The organism is Pseudomonas putida (assembly GCF_001941965.1).
Taxonomy (GTDB): Bacteria; Pseudomonadota; Gammaproteobacteria; order Pseudomonadales; family Pseudomonadaceae; genus Aquipseudomonas; species Aquipseudomonas putida_L.
Window position 1 is genome coordinate 83,934 of sequence record NZ_MKZO01000018.1, and the last position, 15,915, is coordinate 99,848.

The following is a 15,915-nucleotide window of genomic DNA, read 5'->3' on the forward strand; positions in this document are numbered from 1 at the left end:
TCGGGCCTCATCGCTGGCAAGCCAGCTCCCACAGGTTCAGCGGTGCACGCGATACCTGTGGGAGCTGGCTTGCCAGCGATGAGGCCCTGAAGATCAACAGGGAAACATGCAGTAGACTCCGAGGCCTTGCCCCCCGGAGCCGCCCTTCTTGGAAGACCTCAACGCCCTCTACTACTTCACCCAGGTCGTCGAACACGGCGGTTTCGCCCCGGCCGGCCGGGCGCTGGACATGCCCAAGTCGAAGCTCAGCCGGCGCATCGCCGAGCTGGAAGAGCGCCTCGGCGTGCGTCTTCTGCAGCGCACCAGCCGCCATTGCTCGCTGACCGAGATCGGCCAGGAATACTACCAGCGCTGCCTGGCCATGCGGGTCGAAGCGGAAAGCGCGGCCGAGGTGATCGAGCGCAACCGCAGCGAGCCCCGCGGCCTGGTACGCCTGAGCTGCCCGACCACCCTGCTCAATTCCTGGGTCGCGCCGATGCTGACCCGCTACATGCTCAAGTACCCGCTGGTGGAGCTGTTCATCGAAAGCACCAACCGCCGCGTCGACCTGCTCCACGAAGGCTTCGACCTGGCCTTGCGGGTGCGCTTCCCGCCGCTGGAAAACACCGACATGGTGATGAAGGTGCTGAGCAACAGTACCCAGTGCCTGGTGGGGTGCCCTTCTTTCCTCGACGCCCTGCCGAAGGACTTCATCCCGCAACAGCTCGGCGAACTGCCCAGCCTGCACTGGGGCAGCGCCCAGCGCGACTACCAGTGGGAACTGTTCCAGGGCGAGGACATGGACCACAGCCTGGTGATCCCGCATACCCCGCGCATGGTCACCGACGACCTGTTCGCCCTGCGCCATTTCCTCGTCGCCGGGGTCGGCATCGCCCACCTGCCGCGAGTGGCGGTGAACGAGGACCTGGCAGCGGGACGCCTGGTGGAACTGCTGCCGGGCTGGCATCCGCGTTGCGGCATCGTCCACGCGATCTTCCCGTCACGCCGCGGGCTGCTGCCGTCGGTACGCTCGCTACTCGATCATCTGGCCGAGGAGTTCGCCACGAGCGATATCGCCTAGAGCACATCGATACAAGACGGTTACCCATCACTGGCCCAGAGTTCCGGCTCCCCCGCACCGGAACCTGCCATGAACCGCCTCCCCCGCCACCTCGCCCTGTTCACCACCGTCGCCGCATTCGGCAGCGCCCAGGCCGACGAGACCGGCTGGTCGCTGCTCAGCCGCAATTATTTCCTGCACAGCGACTTCCGCTCGCCGTCCGGCTCGGGCCAGAACTACCGCCAGGAATGGGCCCAAGGCTTTATCGGCGAGGTGCGCTCCGGGTTCACCGAAGGGACCGTCGGCATCGGCCTGGATGCCCACGGTTTTCTCGGCCTGAAGCTGGACGGCGGTCGCGGCCATGCCGGCACCGGCCTGCTGCCCCGGGACAGCGACGGCCGCGCCGAATCCGACTATTCCAGTGCCGGCGCGGCGCTGAAACTGCGCCTCGGCAACACCCTGCTGCGCTACGGCGAGATGCAGGTGCAAACCCCGGTATTCGATACCGGCGACAAACGCCTGCACCCGGAATATGCGACGGGCTGGCTCCTGGACAACACCGACCTGCCTGATTGGCGCCTGCAAGCCGGACGCTTCAGCGCCTTCAACAACCAGGACAACAGCTCGACCCGCGACGACTTCGCCGGCTATGGCGCCACTACCCGCGGCCATGCCATCAGCCTCGCGGGCGGGACCTGGGCGCCTGACGGGCCTCTGGGCGCTGCGCTGTTCGCATCGCAGTTGCAGGACACCTGGCGCCAGGCCTACCTCAACCTGAATTACAGGCAGGCGGACTGGTCCCTCGACGGCAACCTCTACTACACCCGCGACACCGGCAACGCCAGTGCCGGGGCCATCGACACCCTGGCCTGGAGCCTGGCCGGCAAGTACCGCTTCGGCGCCCAGGCCCTGACCCTGGCGTACCAGAAGGTGCGGGGCGATACACCCTTCGATTTCGTCGGCGGCGACTCCATCTACCTCGCCAACTCGATCAAGTACGCCGACTTCAACGGACCGGGAGAGCACTCGTGGCAACTGCGCTACGACCTCGACATGAGCAGCCTCGGCGTGCCAGGGCTGAGCCTGATGGGCCGCTATGTCAGCGGACGCGGGATCGATGGCAGCCATGCGCCGGCCGGGGGCGCCTATGTCGGGCAGTACGGGCGTGACGGGCGACACTGGGAACGGGATATCGATATGAAGTACGTAGTGCAAAGTGGTACTGCGCGAAATCTGTCGGTGTCGCTCTCCCATGTCAGCCACCGGGGCAATGCGGCGCAGCCGGGGGACGACATCGACCGGGTCTACCTGATCGTCGACTACCCGTTGAGCGGGCGCTTCTGAGGCGAATTAACAACGATTAACTCGTGTGAAACAGGCAGCCTGAGAAGAATGGCGGCTGTTTTTTTTCACGGGGGCTTCGTCATGAGCCTGTCGCTACAGGGGCGCCTGAGCCGGTCGCGGGAGCGCCTGGTCAAACGGCTGATCCTCGATCGATTGGCCAGCGGTATCGAGGTGCAGGCGCTGGCCGATGCCTGTTATCTGAGTCGCAGCCACTTTTCCCGGGCGTTCAAGCGCAGTACCGGGGTGGCGCCGCAACTATGGATTCAGCAGCAACGGATTGTCAGGGCCAGGAAGTTGTTGCGCGGGTCGGATTTGAGCCTGAGCCAGATTGCCCTGGAATGCGGGTTTTGCGACCAGGCGCATTTCTGCCGGAGTTTTGCCCGGGCTGTGGGGGATACACCCTTGGGGTGGCGAGCAGGAAGTTGATGGGTTGCCCATGATGGCCTGATCGCTGGCAAGCCAGCGATCAGGCCCGAAAGAACGCAGCCAATCAACGAGACAGGAACGCCAGCAAGTCGTCGTTCAACTGCTGCGCATGCGTTACCGCAAACCCGTGAGGCGCTCCGCTGTATACGGTCAGTTCCGCGCCGCGAATCATCTGCGCCGCCTTCTTCCCGGTAGTTTCGAACGGCACGACCTGGTCGTCGTCACCATGGATCACCAGGGTCGGCACATCGATCTTCGCCATGTCCGGGCGGAAGTCGGTTTCGGAGAACGCCGTCACGCAGTCCAGGGTGCCCTTGAGCGAAGCCAGCAGGGCGATGTTCAGCGTCTGGGCCTGCACGCCTTGCGAGACCTTCTGCCCATGGTTGATGCCATAGAACGGCGCGGCGAAGTCGGCGATGAACTGCGCACGATCCGCACGCAGGCCGTCACGGATACCGTCGAAGACCGACTTGTCGACCCCGTCCGGATTGTCTGCGGTCTTGATGAACAACGGCGTGACCGCCCCCAGCAGGACCAGCCCGGCGACGCGCTCGCTGCCATGCCGGGCGATGTAGCGGGTCACATCACCGCCCCCCATGGAAAAGCCCACCAGGGTCACGTCATTCAGGTCCAGATGTTCGATCAACTGGGCGATATCGTCGGCGAAGGTGTCGTAGTCATAACCGTTCCACGGCTGGCTGGAACGCCCGAACCCACGGCGGTCGAAGGCGATGGCGCGGTAGCCGCGGCTGGCCAGGAACTCCATCTGCACATCCCACATATCGGCATCCAGCGGCCAGCCATGGCTGAACAGCACGGGCTTGCCGCTGCCCCAGTCCTTGTAATAGATCGCGGTGCCGTCACGGGTAACGAGGGTGCTCATCGAGGTATCTCCTGAAAATGCCTGGGTAGGTTTCTTGAGTGCGTGAAGGTCGATTCGTTCAGCCGCGCAGCCAGCCGGCCGCAAGACGGGTTACCAGCGGCATGATGAAAAATACCACCGGCAGGATGACGAAGAAGTTGCCGATCAGGTTGCCGGTGAGCGGGCCGCCCAGCGCCGGGAAGGCGGCGAACAACGGCGCCAGCAGGGCCGGGACCAGCAGGGTCATGGGGCAGATCACCAGGTAGGTGAGCAGTGCCTGCTTCCAGCGCGGTGGTTGCTTTGCGCCGCCGCTGCTGACCGGGGTGAACCAGAACTCCGGATCATCATGCACCTCGGTGTGGTCGCCGCCGTCGAGCAGGGGCATGACTTCCTCGATCATTGCCTGGCGTTCGGCCGAGTTGACCCAGGCCTGCAGCCGGGTCGATTCGCAGAACCGCACCACGGTGGTGAAGTTGCGGCCGCCCTCTTGCGGACGGATCACGTTGACGCCCAGGTGCCCGGGCTGGCGGCGCGCAGCCTGCACGGCGCGCTTGAGCCAGGTTTCGTAGGTATCCAGCGCGTCGCTGCGGACGCGGTGCTGGATGACCAGCGTGACCACGTTGCTGTTGTCCTGAGTGGCGGTGTTCATCGAGCAAATCTCCCTGGCGATAAGTGGTAGGTCGCGTTGATGGGAGAAGCTTAAATTCAGCACCTTTATCGGAATAGATGGGCAAATCCGCCTTTAGCGTTCCAAAAACAGAACGATAAATAATCGAACACTTATCGACTGGTCGCAGTAATCGCAGAGAAATATCCTACGTACCCTCCAGAAAAAGGATGTGATCCATACCGTGCTCAGCTACTGGGGTCTGTTTCTTGCCGCCTTTGGCGCCGCCACCCTGCTGCCTCTGCAATCCGAGGCGGTGCTGGTGGGCCTGCTGCTGCACGATCCGCAAGCAGTGGGCATGCTGTTGCTGGTCGCAACCCTGGGCAATGTGCTGGGCTCGGTCGTCAACTGGCTGCTGGGCCGGGCCCTGGAGCGCTGGCGCGACAAGCGCTGGTTCCCCTTCTCCGCCGTGCAACTGGACAAGGCGCAGCAGCGTTACCAGCGCTACGGCCAGTGGTCGCTGTTGCTGAGCTGGATGCCGGTGATCGGCGACCCGCTGACCCTGATCGCCGGGATCATGCGCGAGCCGTTCTGGCGCTTCGTGTTGCTGGTGACCGTCGCCAAGGGGGCGCGCTATCTGGTGCTGGCGTTGATTACCCTGGGCTGGTTCGGCCGCTAGGCTCTGTACGAAATGCATCCGAACTCGCCCATGCTGCGTTGAAAACAGGCTCGGAATGCTCATTGACAACCAGTCAACTCCGCTTCCTCGCCTGTTTTCGCCTTGCCTGGCCTTCGCTCGAATACATTTCGTACAGAGCCTAGAAGCGCTGCAACTGCATCTCCCGCAAACGGCTGAGCGTCCGGCGAAACGGGAACTCCAGGTAGCCCTGGGTGTAGAGCGCTTCCAGCGCAACGTCAGCTTCCAGGTAAAGGGCCACGCGCTGGTCGTAGCACTCGTCGACCAGGGCGATGAAGCGCCGGGCGCCGTCGTCCTGGGGCGACAGTTGCGGCAGCTCGCGATCGCCGGCCACCACCCGTTCGGCAGCGTCCTCGGTGCCCCGGGCAATCCTGCCGGGTCGTTGTGCGGCGCCAAGGGCCGGCACGCCACTGAGCAGGATGGCGTCGAACCCTTCGCACAGGGCCATGAACTCCATGGCCGCCAGGGGCTGCTCGCACAGGTGCGGGTAATCGCACCAGAGCACCTTGTCGCTGCGGCGGATCACCTGGACGGTGCGGTAGCCGACGGGCAAGTCCGCGTCGGTGGCCGCGGCGCCAGCGCTCAGTTCGTCGAAGACCTGCGCCAGGGCGCAAGGCTGGCCGGGTTGCCGCACCCAGTAGCGCTGCTGCTCGGCGCCGGGGTGCAGGCGGTGGTCCTGTTCACCATGCACCGCCACCACCTGCATCGACGCCTCGATGGCGGCAATGGCCGGCAGGAAGCGCTCGCGGTTGAAGCCGTCGGCGTACAGCTCCCGGGGTGGCAGATTGGAAGTGGCGACCACCACCACGCCGGCCTCGAACAGCACCTGGAACAGGCGACCGAGGATGATCGCATCGCCGATATCGTTGACGAACAGTTCATCGAAGCAAAGCACGCGGATTTCTTCGGCGAGGGAGCGGGCCAGGGCCTGCAACGGGTCGGCGGTGCCATTGAGCTGGAACAGGCGCTGGTGGGTCCAGCGCATGAAATGGTGGAAATGCTGGCGCCGCGAGGGGATGGTCAGGCAGCTGTGGAACTGGTCCATGAGCCAGGTCTTGCCGCGACCGACCGGGCCCCAGAGGTAGACGCCCGTGGCCGGCTCGCCGTTCTGCAGGGCGTCGAAACAGGCCTGCAGGGCTTCGACGGCGGCCTGCTGGGCGGGGTCGGGAATGAAGCCCTGTTGTTCGATGGCTTGGCGGTACAGGGCCAGGGGGGTGGCGGACATGCAGACCCTCGGGGAAAAGGGCACAGGGTATATCAGTAAGCCACTAATTGTGTGTGGAATTTGAGGGCCTCATCGCTGGCAAGCCAGCTCCCACAGGGTTGGCGGTGCACGCGGTCACTGTGGGAGCTGGCTTGCCAGCGGTGAGGCCCGAAAGGCAGCCGAGAACTACTCGGCCAAGCCCACCTTCAACAACTCCCCATCCTCCTCATCCGTCAGCAGATACAGGAACCCGTCCGGCCCCACCCGCACATCCCGCACCCGGGCATTCAACTGCCCGAGCATCCGTTCTTCATGGACGATCTTGTCGCCATCGAGCTGCAACCTGATCACTTCCTGGGTCGCCAGGGCCCCGATGAACAGGTTGTGATCCCACGGTTTGAAGCGCCCGCCGTCATAGAAGGCCATGCCGCTGATCGCCGGGGATTTTTCCCAGACATGATGCGGCGCCACCGTGCCTTCGACTTCCTTGCCCTTGGCCTCGGGAATCGGCATCAGCGAGTAGTTGATGCCGTGGGTCGCCAGCGGCCAGCCGTAGTTCTTGCCGGGCTTGGGGATGTTGATCTCGTCACCACCGCGCGGACCGTGCTCATGGGTCCACAGCTGGCCGGTCCAGGGGTTGAGCGCCGCGCCCTGCTGGTTGCGGTGGCCATAGGACCAGATCGCCGGCTGCACATTCTTTTGCCCGACGAAGGGGTTGTCCTTGGGGATCTCGCCGTCGGGCAGGATGCGCACCACCTTGCCCTGCAACTTATCGAGGTCCTGGGCGGTGGGCCGTTCGTTGTTCTCGCCGAGGGCGATGAACAGGTAGCCATCGCGGTCGAACACCAGGCGCGAGCCGAAATGGTTGCCGCTGGAGAGTTTCGGCGCCTGGCGGAAGATCACGTTGAAGTCCTCCAGCGCCGACAGGTCGGCGGACAGCCGCCCGCGCCCCACCGCCGTGCCGGCCTTGCCGCCCTCGCCGCCGCCCTCGGCAAAGGACAGGTAGACCAGCCGGTCCTTCTTGAACGTCGGCGACAGCACCACGTCGAGCAGGCCGCCCTGCCCCTTGGCCCAGACTTCCGGTACGCCGTTCAACGGTGCACCGACCCGGCCTTCGGCGCCGATCACCCGCAGGTTGCCCTGGCGCTCGGTGACCAGGATGCCCTGGTTGTCGGGCAGGAAGGCCAGGGCCCAGGGGTGTTTCAAGCCCTCGGCCAGGGTCGCCACCTTGAGCGTGCCCTCCTCGCTGGGAAAGGTTCGTTCAGGCGCGGCCTGGGCGAGCAGTGGCAAGAGAGCGGCAGTACCGACAGCGAGCAGCCAGGATCGTGAGGTCATGCAGGATTCCTTTCTGAAGGGCAATTAAGGCACGCGCTGTGAATCGCGCGGTGGGCGGATGGGTTCCAGGCGCGGCGCCTGCTGTTCGCGGCGCAGGTTGTTGCCGTTGCCGATACCGCGGTTTTCCAGGGTCGGCGTGCGCTGTGGCGGTTGTGTGGACGGGCCGCGCACGGGCGGCGTGGCAGGCACGCTGCCCTGCTGGCTGTTTGGGTTGATATCGCGGATCGGGCTGTTCTGCGGGTTGTTTTCACCCGCCGCCAGCACGGACCCGGCCGCGAAAACGGCAAGGACAGCGGCGAACAGCATCGGCAAGCGTCGGCGTGACATGGGGACCTCCCGCGCCTTGGGCATCTGCGAAGATTGGATAGCCTAAGGTGCGAGAGGTTCGCCAAGAAAGCGCCGGAGGCGGCGCAGGTGATTCATTTTGTTACGAGGGAAGCGTTTACCCCCGCTCCTGCGGCCTCAATAGGCCAGCGACCAGCTCAGGGTGTAGGTGCGACCGCGCCCCTGGTAGTCGTACAGGTACGCCGGGCCGTAGGTTGGCGAGTAGAACAGCGTCGCGCGCTGGCCCCAGACGGTGCTGTATTGCTTGTCCAGCAGGTTCTGGATGCCGGCGCTGAAGGTGCCGAAGCCGGTCTCCTGGCTGCCCAGCAGGTCGAAGGTGGTGTAGCCGGAGATCTTGTGGTCGGCATCGTCCTTGAGGGTGAAGGCGTGGTTGGCCTGCAGGCGCGCGTTGCGCCCGTCGCCCTTCCAGCCGACGAAGGCGGTGGACTTGGACAACGAGGCGTAGCGGGCATCGCGCTTGATCCAGTCGCCGTCGCTGTCTTCCTCCTCGGAACGCACCAGGTGCAGGGTGCTGCCGGCTTCCCAGCCGCTGTCGAAGCGTCGGGTCAGCGCGCCTTCGAAGCCGAAGTCGCGGCTTTTCTTGTCTTCGACGTTGATGGTCAGGGTCGCCGAGTCGGTGCTGATGACCTTGTCCGACCAGATGTAGTACACCGCCGCCTGGGCGTCCCAGTCCACATCGGCGTAGCGCCAGCCCATCTCGACCTGGCGGCTCTTGATCCCGGCCAGCGGGTTGTCATCCACGCTCAGGCCGGCCTTGCCGTAGTACTTGGCCGGGTCCGGCAGGTCGAAGCCTTCGCCGTAGTTGGTCCAGACCTGATGGCCGTTCTTGAAGTCGTAGATGGCGCCAAGGTTGTACAGGTTGACCTGGTAGTCGTTGCTGCCGCCGGGAATGCCCTTGAAGTCGCCGACCTCCACGTCCATCTGCTGGCGCCGGGCGCCGCCGGACAGGGTCAGGTTATCGGTCAGGTGCCAGTCCAGCTGGGCATAGGCAGACACACCGTCGACCCGGTAGCTGGGATACCGCGGCGCCTTGCTCGCGGTTTCCAGTTCGAGGCCGCCGCTGCTGGACGAGGTGCGCGCATCGAAGGTGCTCTGCTCGGCATTGAAGCGCTCGCGGTCGAGATCGACGCCGTAGGTCAGCTTGAGGGTGTCCCATTGCTTGGCGAACAGCGCCTTCAGGCTGGAGACCTCGAAGTTCTGCTGCGAGGCGGCGAAGTACACACCGCGCGATCCCCGCGGCGTGCCGCTGTTGTAGTAGGGAAACGGATAGAAGTTGTCGTCTTCCTTGCGGTACGAGGCCTGCAGGTAGAAGTCCTGGCCGAGCACATCGGCGTGGTGGTAGTTGGCGTTGAGCAGCAGGCGCCGGGTCTGGGGTTCGAGGTCGCTGGACAGGCCACTGCGCAGCTCGGCGTCCTCCAGGTCCGACGGCGCATTGTAGTTCAGGTGCGGAAAGTAGATCCCGGTGCTGCCGTGGTTGCCCGAGTCGTAGTACTGGGCCAGCAGGTCAAGGCTCTGTTCTTCGTTGAACTGCATGCCGAGGCTGCCCAGCACGTCGATGGTGCGGTTGTACTGCAGGTCGGTCTGGGTGTTGTCGATGAAGATCTGCTCGCCGGCACCGTCGTAGAAGGCTTCGTTCTGCTCCGCGGAAACGCCCAGGCGTGCGTTGATCCGCTCGTTGCCACCGCTGACCGACTGGGCGATGCGGGTCGACAGATCGTCGCTGTTGTTGAAACCGCTGCTGGCACCGACCTGGGTCTCGAAGCGCGCCGCGCCCTCCTCGCCCTTCTTGGTAACGATGTTGATGATCCCGCCGGTGGCGCCGCCGCCGTAGATGGCGCTGGCCCCGGAGAGCACTTCGACGCGCTGCACGTTGAACGGCGAGATGCTGTCGAACTGCCGCGATAGGCCGCGGGAGCTGTTCTGGCTGACCCCGTCGATCATCACCAGGACGTTGCGCCCGCGCATGTTCTGGCCGTAATTGGTGCGGCCTTCCGGCGCCAGGTCGAGGCCCGGGACCAGCTTGCCGATGGCTTCCTTGAGGCTCACGCCGCTGCTGATCTGCTCCTTGAGCTGCTCCTGGTCGACCACCCAGACGGTGCCGGGGATCTCGCTGATCGCGGTGCTGGTCCGCGAGGCCACGCTGACCTCGATGGCCTTGAGAGCGATGCTGGCCTGGGGCTCGGCCTTGCGCAGGATCACCGTGCGCACATCGCTGAACTGCCAGCTCATGCCGCTCCCGGCGAGCAGCTGTTGCAGGGCCTGCTCGATGCTGTAGTTGCCGCGCAGGCCGGGGCTGTCGAGGCCGGCGACATCGCTGGTGGTGTACAGCAGGTGCAGGTCGGCCTGGTCGGCGAATTGGGTCAGGGTCTTGTCGAGGCTTTGCGCCGGCAGGTCGAGGCTGACCTGGCGGGCCTGGGAGGCGCTGATCTGCGCAGGAGTAGCGGCTTCGGCGGCATGGGCGGTGAAGGCGCCACAAAGACCGGCGGCTACCGCCGAAGCCAGCAGGGCCTGTTTGAAGGAACGGGTGGAACGTGCTGAGGACGGGGACGGACCTTTCACTGTTTTCTTCCAGACGAATACGTAAATGAGAATGACTTGCTGATCAGTCTCACTACGACGATTCGGCTGTGCAGAACTTGCAGTGATTTTTCGAAAATTTTTTATCGGCAGCTGAAATCAGTACAGGACGGCCAGCCACGGCAGGTAGGTGACCTTCAGGTCATAGCGCTGTTCGAGGGTGCGCAGCAGGTCGTGCGGGTCGTTGAGATCGAACACGCCGCTGACCGGCAAGGCGCCAAGCTGGCTGTTGGAAATCAGGATGCTGCCCTGCTGATAGCGCTCCAGCTCGGCGATCACCTCCCGCAGCGGGCGACCGTTGAAGATCAGTTTGCCGCGTTGCCAGGCGGTCTGCGCCTGCGCGTCGGGGCTGGCCGCGAGCCGCTGTTCGCCGATGCGCGCCTCGCCCCGGGCGACCACCACACGAGGAACATTGCCCAGGCGGCGCACGCTGAACACTGCGTCGCTGCCCTGCACGGCTTCGCCACCGCCCTCGACCACGAACGGACGCGGGTCCTGCGCCGGCTCGAACAACGCCTCGCCTTCGCGCAGCGACACCAGGCGGCGCTCGGCGCTGTACTTCACCGACAACGCACTGGCGCTGTTGAGGGTGACCCGCGAGCCATCTTCCAGGGTGACGGTGCGGCGTTCTCCGGTGCTGGTGTGGTAGTCAGCCAACAGTGCCGGCGCCTGTTGCCAGCCGCCGTAGCCGACCAGCGCCAGCAGCAGCGAGGCGGCGATGGCCGAGCCCCAGCGCCGGCTGCGACGCGGCGCGGCGGGCAATTGCGCGGCGGCTTCGGTATGCCCGATATCGCCCCACAACGCCTCGGCCTCCTCGGCGGCGAGCAGGTGCTCGGCGCTGAGTCCGCGCCAGCGCTGGTAGCGCGCACGATCGGCGGCACTGGCGCTGCCCGAGTGCAGCAGGACCTGCCAGTCGATGGCGGCGTCGGACAGATCGATAAGGGGCTGGGGTTCGCTGGACATGGGCGCTTCAGTCATGGTTGTGCTTGAGCCAGTCCCGGCAGTGGCGCAGGGCCTGGCCGATGTATTTTGCCACCATGCTTTCGGAAACGCCCAGTCGTTGTGCGATCTGCGCCTGGGTCAGGCCCTCGACGCGGTTGAGCAGCAACGCCTGGCGGGCATTGTCGGAGAGTTGCAGCAGGGCTTCGTCGAGAATGGCCAGGCGTTCCCGGGCCAGCAGCGTGGCTTCCGGCGCCGGCCCCGGGCAGACCATCTGCTCGGCCGTGTCGCTGTCGCCGAGGTTGCTTTCCTGGCGCTGCTCGCGGCGCAGGGTATCGATGGCCAGGTTGCCGGCGACCCGGAAGATGAAACTGCGCGCATGCAGGACCGGGATGTCCTGTTCGTCGATCTTCACCAGCTTGAGCCAGGTCTCCTGGGCGACGTCGGCCGCGCGCTGGCGGTCGTTCATGCGCCGGGTCAGGAACAGCAGGAGGTCATCGTAATGCTCCTGGAAACTGGCCAGCAGCCCGGAGGCGGGGGACGTCAGCATGGGTGGGAAAGATCGCCGTGAAAGGGAGGACATGGACTTTAATGAGAAGGATTATCTTTCAAGTCATGTCCGACTTTCAACGCCGCCGTGCATTTGCCACACTCCGGGGCAATCTGTCTCTGGAGAAATTGCCATGTCCCGCCTGTTGCGCCACCTCGCCGGCCTGAGCCTGATCCTGACCTTGTCGGCCTGTGCATTGTTTCAGGGGCGGGACCCGGTGAACATCAGCGTGATCGGCATCGACCCCCTGCCCGGCCAGGACCTGGAGTTGCGCATGGCGGTGAAATTGCGGGTGCAGAACCCCAACGAGACGCCCATCGACTTCAATGGCGTGGCCCTGAACCTGGAGGTCAATGGCCAGCCGCTGGCCGCCGGGGTCAGCGACCAGCATGGCAGCATCGGCCGCTTCAGCGAGCAGGTGCTGGTGGTGCCGGTGAGCATTACCGCGTTTTCGGTGCTGCGCCAGGCCCTGGGCCTGAGCCAGATGAGCAGCCTCGACGGCATGCCCTACGAGGTCAATGGCAAGCTCGCCGGCGGTGCCTTCGGCACGATGCGCTTCAAGGATCGCGGCACCTTCGAGCTGCCGCGCTGAAGGTCAGGACTTGCTGGCGCTGGCCGCGGCCATCAGCTTGTTGACCTCGCCACGCACCATGTTGGCGAACTCCGGGGGTGACATGGCGTCCAGCTCGGCCCGCACCCACTCCGCCCACTTGCCCTTGCGCCGCGGCTTTTCGCCGATCAGGCGAACGGCCTCGCCCTTGGCCTTGACCAGGTTGGTCTGCCACAGGGCGAACAGCCGGGCTTTCTCGTCTTCGATCTCGGCCCGTTCGGCGAAGCTCTTGTTGGCCAGATTGAAACTCATGGGGTAATTCCTGCCGCTTGAAAATGGGCGCTATCTTACACTGTAGCCGCCGATGCCCTGCAAACCGGTGCAACTTTTCCGTAGCAACGGGCGTCCATCAAGGATCGACGATCACTTAATCCGAGGAAGCGTAGATGGCCAGGAAAACCACCCGTAACATCGATAGCGAGCAAATCAAGGACCAGGCGTTCAGCGAGCTGCAGGCGCTGATCGAGGAGTCGGAGAGGCTGCTCGACGACAGCGCCGCACTGGTCGGTGAGGAAGCCGAGACCCTGCGCGCGCAGTTGCAGCTCAAGTTGAAGCAGGCCAGTCATGCCGTGGGCAATGTTCGCGACAAGGCGCGCCCGGTGGTGGATGCGACCGAAAACTACATTGGCGGGCATCCGTGGCAGACGGTGGCGATTTCGGCGGGGTTTGGATTGGTGGTGGGGTTGTTGCTGGGGCGTCGTTCCTGATCCGGGATCCTTATTGAATTTCAGGGCCTCATCGCTGGCAAGCCAGCTCCCACCCTGTGGGAGCTGGCTTGCCAGCGATGAGGCCCTGAAGGTCAGCGAAGATTCAGAGGCTCCACCACCCCACAAGCAATCGCCATCCCCACCAGCTCCGCCAGATGCTCGGCCTGCATGCGCTTCATCACCCGCGAGCGATACAGGTCCACGGTCTTCACACTGACCTCCAGTTGCTCGGCAATTTCCCGGTTGGTATAGCCCTTGACCAACGGCACGAAGACATCGCGCTCGCGCGGCGTCAGGCTGTCGATCCGCGCCTGCACGGCGTCACGCTGGCGGCTGCCGACCTGGATCTGCGACGAACGCCCCAAGGCCTCCTGCACGCTGTCCAGGAGCATCTGGTCGTTGTACGGCTTTTCAATGAAGTCACAGGCGCCCGCCTTGAACGCCCGCACCACGATCGGCACGTCGGCATGCCCGCTGACGAAGATCACCGGCAGGTCGATCCCCCGCGCCCTCAGGGCTTCCTGCACACTCAGCCCACCCATGCCGGGCATGCGCACATCGAGCAGCACGCAGGCCGGCAGGTCGCCGTCGCAGGCGTCGAGAAACGCCTGGCCGCTGGTGAATGGCAATGCCTGCAGCCCCACCGACTCCAGCAGCCAGACCGTGGAGTCGAGCATGCCCTGGTCGTCGTCGACCACATAGACCTTCGGATCCTGCATCACAATCCCCTTGTTCAAACACTTGCCGCCGGCGCCAGCCGACAGCTCAGAATCAGTCCCCCGCCCTCGCCCGGACCGGCCGTCAGGGTGCCGCCGAAACCTTCGACGATGCTGCGGCTCATGCTCAGGCCCAAGCCCAGCCCCTCCGCCTTGCTGGTGGTGAAGGGGGTGAAGATGCCGTCCAGTTGCTCCGGCGCCACGCCCGGGCCCTGGTCGATCACCTGGACCAGCAGGCGCCCGCTCTCCTGCGCGCCACTCAGCACGATCCGCGACGGCTGCCCCGGCTGGCGCTCGCGATTGGCGTCGATGGCATTGCGCAGCAGGTTGAGCAGCACTTGCTCCAGCAGCACGCGGTCGGCGTAGACCGGCGGCAGATTGTCGGTCATTCGCTGTTCGATCGTCACCTGTGCCTGCGTCGCTTCCCAGGCACACAGGCGCACCGCCTCGCGCGCGACCGCAGCCACCGACAGCGCCTGCAGGCGCCGCGGCTCCTTGCGCAGGAAGGCGCGCAGGCGCTTGATCACTTCGGCGGCGTGGGTCGCCTGCTCGCTGATCCGTTGCAGGCCCTGGGCAACCCGGCCGGCGGCTTGCGGGTCGCGTTCCAGGGCATGCAGGTAACGCTGGCTGGCGGCGGCGTAGTTGAGCACGGCGGCCAGCGGCTGGTTGATTTCGTGAGCGATGCCCGAGGCCAGCTCGCCCAGGGTGACCAGGCGCGCGGTGTGGGCCAGTTCGTCCTGGTGGCGGCGCTGCTGGGTTTCGCGCAGCTCGCGCTCGGTCATGTCCCGGGCCACCAGCGAGTAGTAGCGCTCGCCGCCCGCCGCCGTGTGCGCCAGCAGCACCAGCGAAACGGGAAACGCCGCGCTGCCGTTGTAGGGCGCCAACCGCGCTTCGCACTGCCACACGCCCTCGCGCTCGGCGCGCTGCCAGCCTTCCTGGTCGAGGCGCTGGCAGGCGTCGGCGTCGAGCAGTTCGCCCAGGCGTGGCGCGATCTGTACATCGGTCAGGCCAAGGGCACGACGGGCCGAACGGTTGAGGTAGGTCAGGCGTCCGTCCGGGTCGGTGAACAGCACCAGGTCGGTGTTGGCTTCCACCACTTCGGCCAGGCGCCGACGGTTTTCCTGGGCTTCGATACGCACGCTGATATCCCGCGAGACGCTGACGATCTCCACCACCGCGCCGGTATAGGTTTCGCGGATGGCGCGGCTGGCGATCTCGAACCACAGGTCGCGGCCGTCGCGGTGGCGCACGCGGCAAGTCATGGTCTGGTAGCCGTCGCGCTCCAGCGCCGCCGAGGCCTGGGTCAGGTACTGGCGGCAGTCGTGGGGATGCAGCAGGGTCTGCACCTTGATCCCGCGCAATTCCTCCGGCCAGTAGCCGAGCAGGCGGTACGAGGCGGGCGAGGCGTCGAGGAACGCGCCATCGGGGGTATGCCGGGAAATCAGGTCGGTGGTGTTCTCGGTGATCAAGCGGTACAGGCGCCGGGCCTGGGCCGCCTCGCGCTCGGCGCGGCGCTCGCTGGTGGCGTCGCGGCAGCGGGCGATGACCTGGTCGGCGCCGGCGGGGATGAAGGTCCACAACAGGATGCGCTCGCCGGCCAGGCTCTCCACTTCGGCGATCGCCCGCTGCTGGCCAAGGCAGGCGCTGACCAGCGCGGCATGGTTGGCCGGCAGCAACAGCGACAGGCTTTGCGGCGGCCAGCCATTGAGCTCGCCGAGCATGGCCGGGTTGGCGGCACGCAGCACGGCGTTGGCGTCGAGCAGCAACGAGGGTTGCGGGTCCTTGTCGAGCAAGGCCGAGGGAATGAGGGTCACAACGATGGCTCCGCTGTTTTTATAGTAGTTGTACCATATTGCTATAGTCTATCTTCCAAGTAACATGGCGAACAGCGTAAAAATCAACACGCTTCACGAACCCTGATCAGAGCTAACAATCAGCCAACAGGACATCGCTTTCT

General features: G+C 65.2%; 16 protein-coding genes and 1 pseudogene. 6 read left to right on the forward strand and 11 right to left on the reverse strand.

The genetic code is table 11. The annotated features are described in order from the left end of the window. The first annotated feature begins 148 nt into the window (after nt 1–148). The 3 genes from PSEMO_RS11940 (at nt 149) to PSEMO_RS11950 (ending at nt 2,809) form a co-directional block, all read left to right on the forward strand. A complete protein-coding gene (locus PSEMO_RS11940; protein ID WP_075803277.1) occupies nt 149–1,060 on the forward strand; it encodes a LysR substrate-binding domain-containing protein in 912 nt (303 codons plus the stop codon). A 69-nt stretch (nt 1,061–1,129) separates the two neighbouring features. Beyond that, nucleotides 1,130–2,383, forward strand: a complete 1,254-nt coding sequence (locus tag PSEMO_RS11945) for an OprD family porin (RefSeq protein WP_075803278.1) — start codon at nt 1,130–1,132, stop codon at nt 2,381–2,383. A gap of 48 nt (nt 2,384–2,431) precedes the next feature. Next, nucleotides 2,432–2,809 (forward strand): helix-turn-helix domain-containing protein, encoded by a 378-nt coding sequence (locus tag PSEMO_RS11950; RefSeq protein ID WP_075803279.1) that lies wholly within the window; start codon nt 2,432–2,434, stop codon nt 2,807–2,809. A gap of 64 nt (nt 2,810–2,873) precedes the next feature. Here PSEMO_RS11950 and PSEMO_RS11955 read toward each other — a convergent pair whose 3' ends face one another. Both PSEMO_RS11955 and PSEMO_RS11960 read right to left on the reverse strand, forming a co-directional pair. Further along, nucleotides 2,874–3,692 (reverse strand): alpha/beta fold hydrolase, encoded by an 819-nt coding sequence (locus PSEMO_RS11955; RefSeq protein WP_075803280.1) that lies wholly within the window; start codon nt 3,690–3,692, stop codon nt 2,874–2,876. A gap of 58 nt (nt 3,693–3,750) precedes the next feature. Continuing rightward, the gene (locus tag PSEMO_RS11960; RefSeq protein WP_075803281.1) at nt 3,751–4,320 is read right to left on the reverse strand and encodes an antibiotic biosynthesis monooxygenase; all 570 of its coding nucleotides are present in this window, start codon (nt 4,318–4,320) and stop codon (nt 3,751–3,753) included. A gap of 202 nt (nt 4,321–4,522) precedes the next feature. Here PSEMO_RS11960 and PSEMO_RS11965 point away from each other — a divergent pair, with 202 nt between their 5' ends. Then, nucleotides 4,523–4,957 (forward strand): YqaA family protein, encoded by a 435-nt coding sequence (locus PSEMO_RS11965; protein WP_075803307.1) that lies wholly within the window; start codon nt 4,523–4,525, stop codon nt 4,955–4,957. A gap of 139 nt (nt 4,958–5,096) precedes the next feature. Here the strand turns inward: PSEMO_RS11965 and zapE are convergent, their stop codons facing one another. From zapE to PSEMO_RS11995, 6 genes and pseudogenes are all read right to left on the reverse strand, one after another. Further along, nucleotides 5,097–6,200: a cell division protein ZapE gene (gene zapE, locus PSEMO_RS11970; RefSeq protein WP_075803282.1), complete on the reverse strand. Its 1,104-nt coding sequence runs from the start codon at nt 6,198–6,200 to the stop codon at nt 5,097–5,099. A 165-nt stretch (nt 6,201–6,365) separates the two neighbouring features. Further along, nucleotides 6,366–7,514, reverse strand: coding sequence for a PQQ-dependent sugar dehydrogenase (locus tag PSEMO_RS11975; protein WP_075803283.1), 1,149 nt, complete (start codon nt 7,512–7,514; stop codon nt 6,366–6,368). 24 nt (nt 7,515–7,538) lie between these two features. Then, nucleotides 7,539–7,820 carry a hypothetical protein gene (locus tag PSEMO_RS11980; protein WP_075803284.1) on the reverse strand — a complete coding sequence of 94 codons (282 nt, stop codon included), beginning with the start codon at nt 7,818–7,820 and terminating at the stop codon, nt 7,539–7,541. Nucleotides 7,821–7,976: 156 nt separating this feature from the next. After that, nucleotides 7,977–10,418: a TonB-dependent receptor gene (locus PSEMO_RS11985; protein WP_075803285.1), complete on the reverse strand. Its 2,442-nt coding sequence runs from the start codon at nt 10,416–10,418 to the stop codon at nt 7,977–7,979. 117 nt (nt 10,419–10,535) lie between these two features. Further along, complete coding sequence (locus tag PSEMO_RS11990) at nt 10,536–11,414, reverse strand: FecR family protein (RefSeq protein ID WP_075803286.1); 879 nt, start codon at nt 11,412–11,414, stop codon at nt 10,536–10,538. Nucleotides 11,415–11,418: 4 nt separating this feature from the next. Beyond that, nucleotides 11,419–11,925, reverse strand: a pseudogene (locus tag PSEMO_RS11995) (RNA polymerase sigma factor); the annotation flags it as partial. Between the two features lie 133 nt (nt 11,926–12,058). Here PSEMO_RS11995 and PSEMO_RS12000 point away from each other — a divergent pair. Continuing rightward, nucleotides 12,059–12,517, forward strand: a complete 459-nt coding sequence (locus PSEMO_RS12000; protein WP_075803288.1) for an LEA type 2 family protein — start codon at nt 12,059–12,061, stop codon at nt 12,515–12,517. A 3-nt stretch (nt 12,518–12,520) separates the two neighbouring features. Here the strand turns inward: PSEMO_RS12000 and PSEMO_RS12005 are convergent, their stop codons facing one another. After that, nucleotides 12,521–12,787: a hypothetical protein gene (locus tag PSEMO_RS12005; protein WP_075803289.1), complete on the reverse strand. Its 267-nt coding sequence runs from the start codon at nt 12,785–12,787 to the stop codon at nt 12,521–12,523. Between the two features lie 134 nt (nt 12,788–12,921). Here PSEMO_RS12005 and PSEMO_RS12010 point away from each other — a divergent pair, with 134 nt between their 5' ends. After that, entirely contained in the window at nt 12,922–13,242 is a 321-nt protein-coding gene (locus tag PSEMO_RS12010) for a DUF883 family protein (RefSeq protein ID WP_075803290.1), read from the forward strand. Between the two features lie 92 nt (nt 13,243–13,334). On the opposite strand, the gene PSEMO_RS12015 is transcribed toward PSEMO_RS12010, so the two are convergent. Together PSEMO_RS12015 and PSEMO_RS12020 are read right to left on the reverse strand one after the other, a co-directional pair. Next, entirely contained in the window at nt 13,335–13,961 is a 627-nt protein-coding gene (locus PSEMO_RS12015; protein WP_075803308.1) for a response regulator transcription factor, read from the reverse strand. A 14-nt stretch (nt 13,962–13,975) separates the two neighbouring features. Next, nucleotides 13,976–15,772, reverse strand: a complete 1,797-nt coding sequence (locus PSEMO_RS12020; RefSeq protein WP_086937218.1) for a PAS domain S-box protein — start codon at nt 15,770–15,772, stop codon at nt 13,976–13,978. Between the last annotated feature and the right edge of the window lie 143 nt (nt 15,773–15,915).

Coding starts and splice junctions, on each gene's coding strand:
- PSEMO_RS12000 (WP_075803288.1), top strand. CDS start 12,059: ATGTCCCGCCTGTTGCGCCACCTCGCCGGCCTGAGCCTGATCCTGACC.
- PSEMO_RS11950 (WP_075803279.1), top strand. CDS start 2,432: ATGGCGGCTGTTTTTTTTCACGGGGGCTTCGTCATGAGCCTGTCGCTA.
- PSEMO_RS12010 (WP_075803290.1), top strand. CDS start 12,922: ATGGCCAGGAAAACCACCCGTAACATCGATAGCGAGCAAATCAAGGAC.
- PSEMO_RS11960 (WP_075803281.1), bottom strand. CDS start 4,320: ATGAACACCGCCACTCAGGACAACAGCAACGTGGTCACGCTGGTCATC.
- PSEMO_RS11975 (WP_075803283.1), bottom strand. CDS start 7,514: ATGACCTCACGATCCTGGCTGCTCGCTGTCGGTACTGCCGCTCTCTTG.
- PSEMO_RS11980 (WP_075803284.1), bottom strand. CDS start 7,820: ATGCTGTTCGCCGCTGTCCTTGCCGTTTTCGCGGCCGGGTCCGTGCTG.
- zapE (WP_075803282.1), bottom strand. CDS start 6,200: ATGTCCGCCACCCCCCTGGCCCTGTACCGCCAAGCCATCGAACAACAG.
- PSEMO_RS12015 (WP_075803308.1), bottom strand. CDS start 13,961: ATGCAGGATCCGAAGGTCTATGTGGTCGACGACGACCAGGGCATGCTC.
- PSEMO_RS12005 (WP_075803289.1), bottom strand. CDS start 12,787: ATGAGTTTCAATCTGGCCAACAAGAGCTTCGCCGAACGGGCCGAGATC.
- PSEMO_RS11945 (WP_075803278.1), top strand. CDS start 1,130: ATGAACCGCCTCCCCCGCCACCTCGCCCTGTTCACCACCGTCGCCGCA.
- PSEMO_RS11990 (WP_075803286.1), bottom strand. CDS start 11,414: ATGACTGAAGCGCCCATGTCCAGCGAACCCCAGCCCCTTATCGATCTG.
- PSEMO_RS11955 (WP_075803280.1), bottom strand. CDS start 3,692: ATGAGCACCCTCGTTACCCGTGACGGCACCGCGATCTATTACAAGGAC.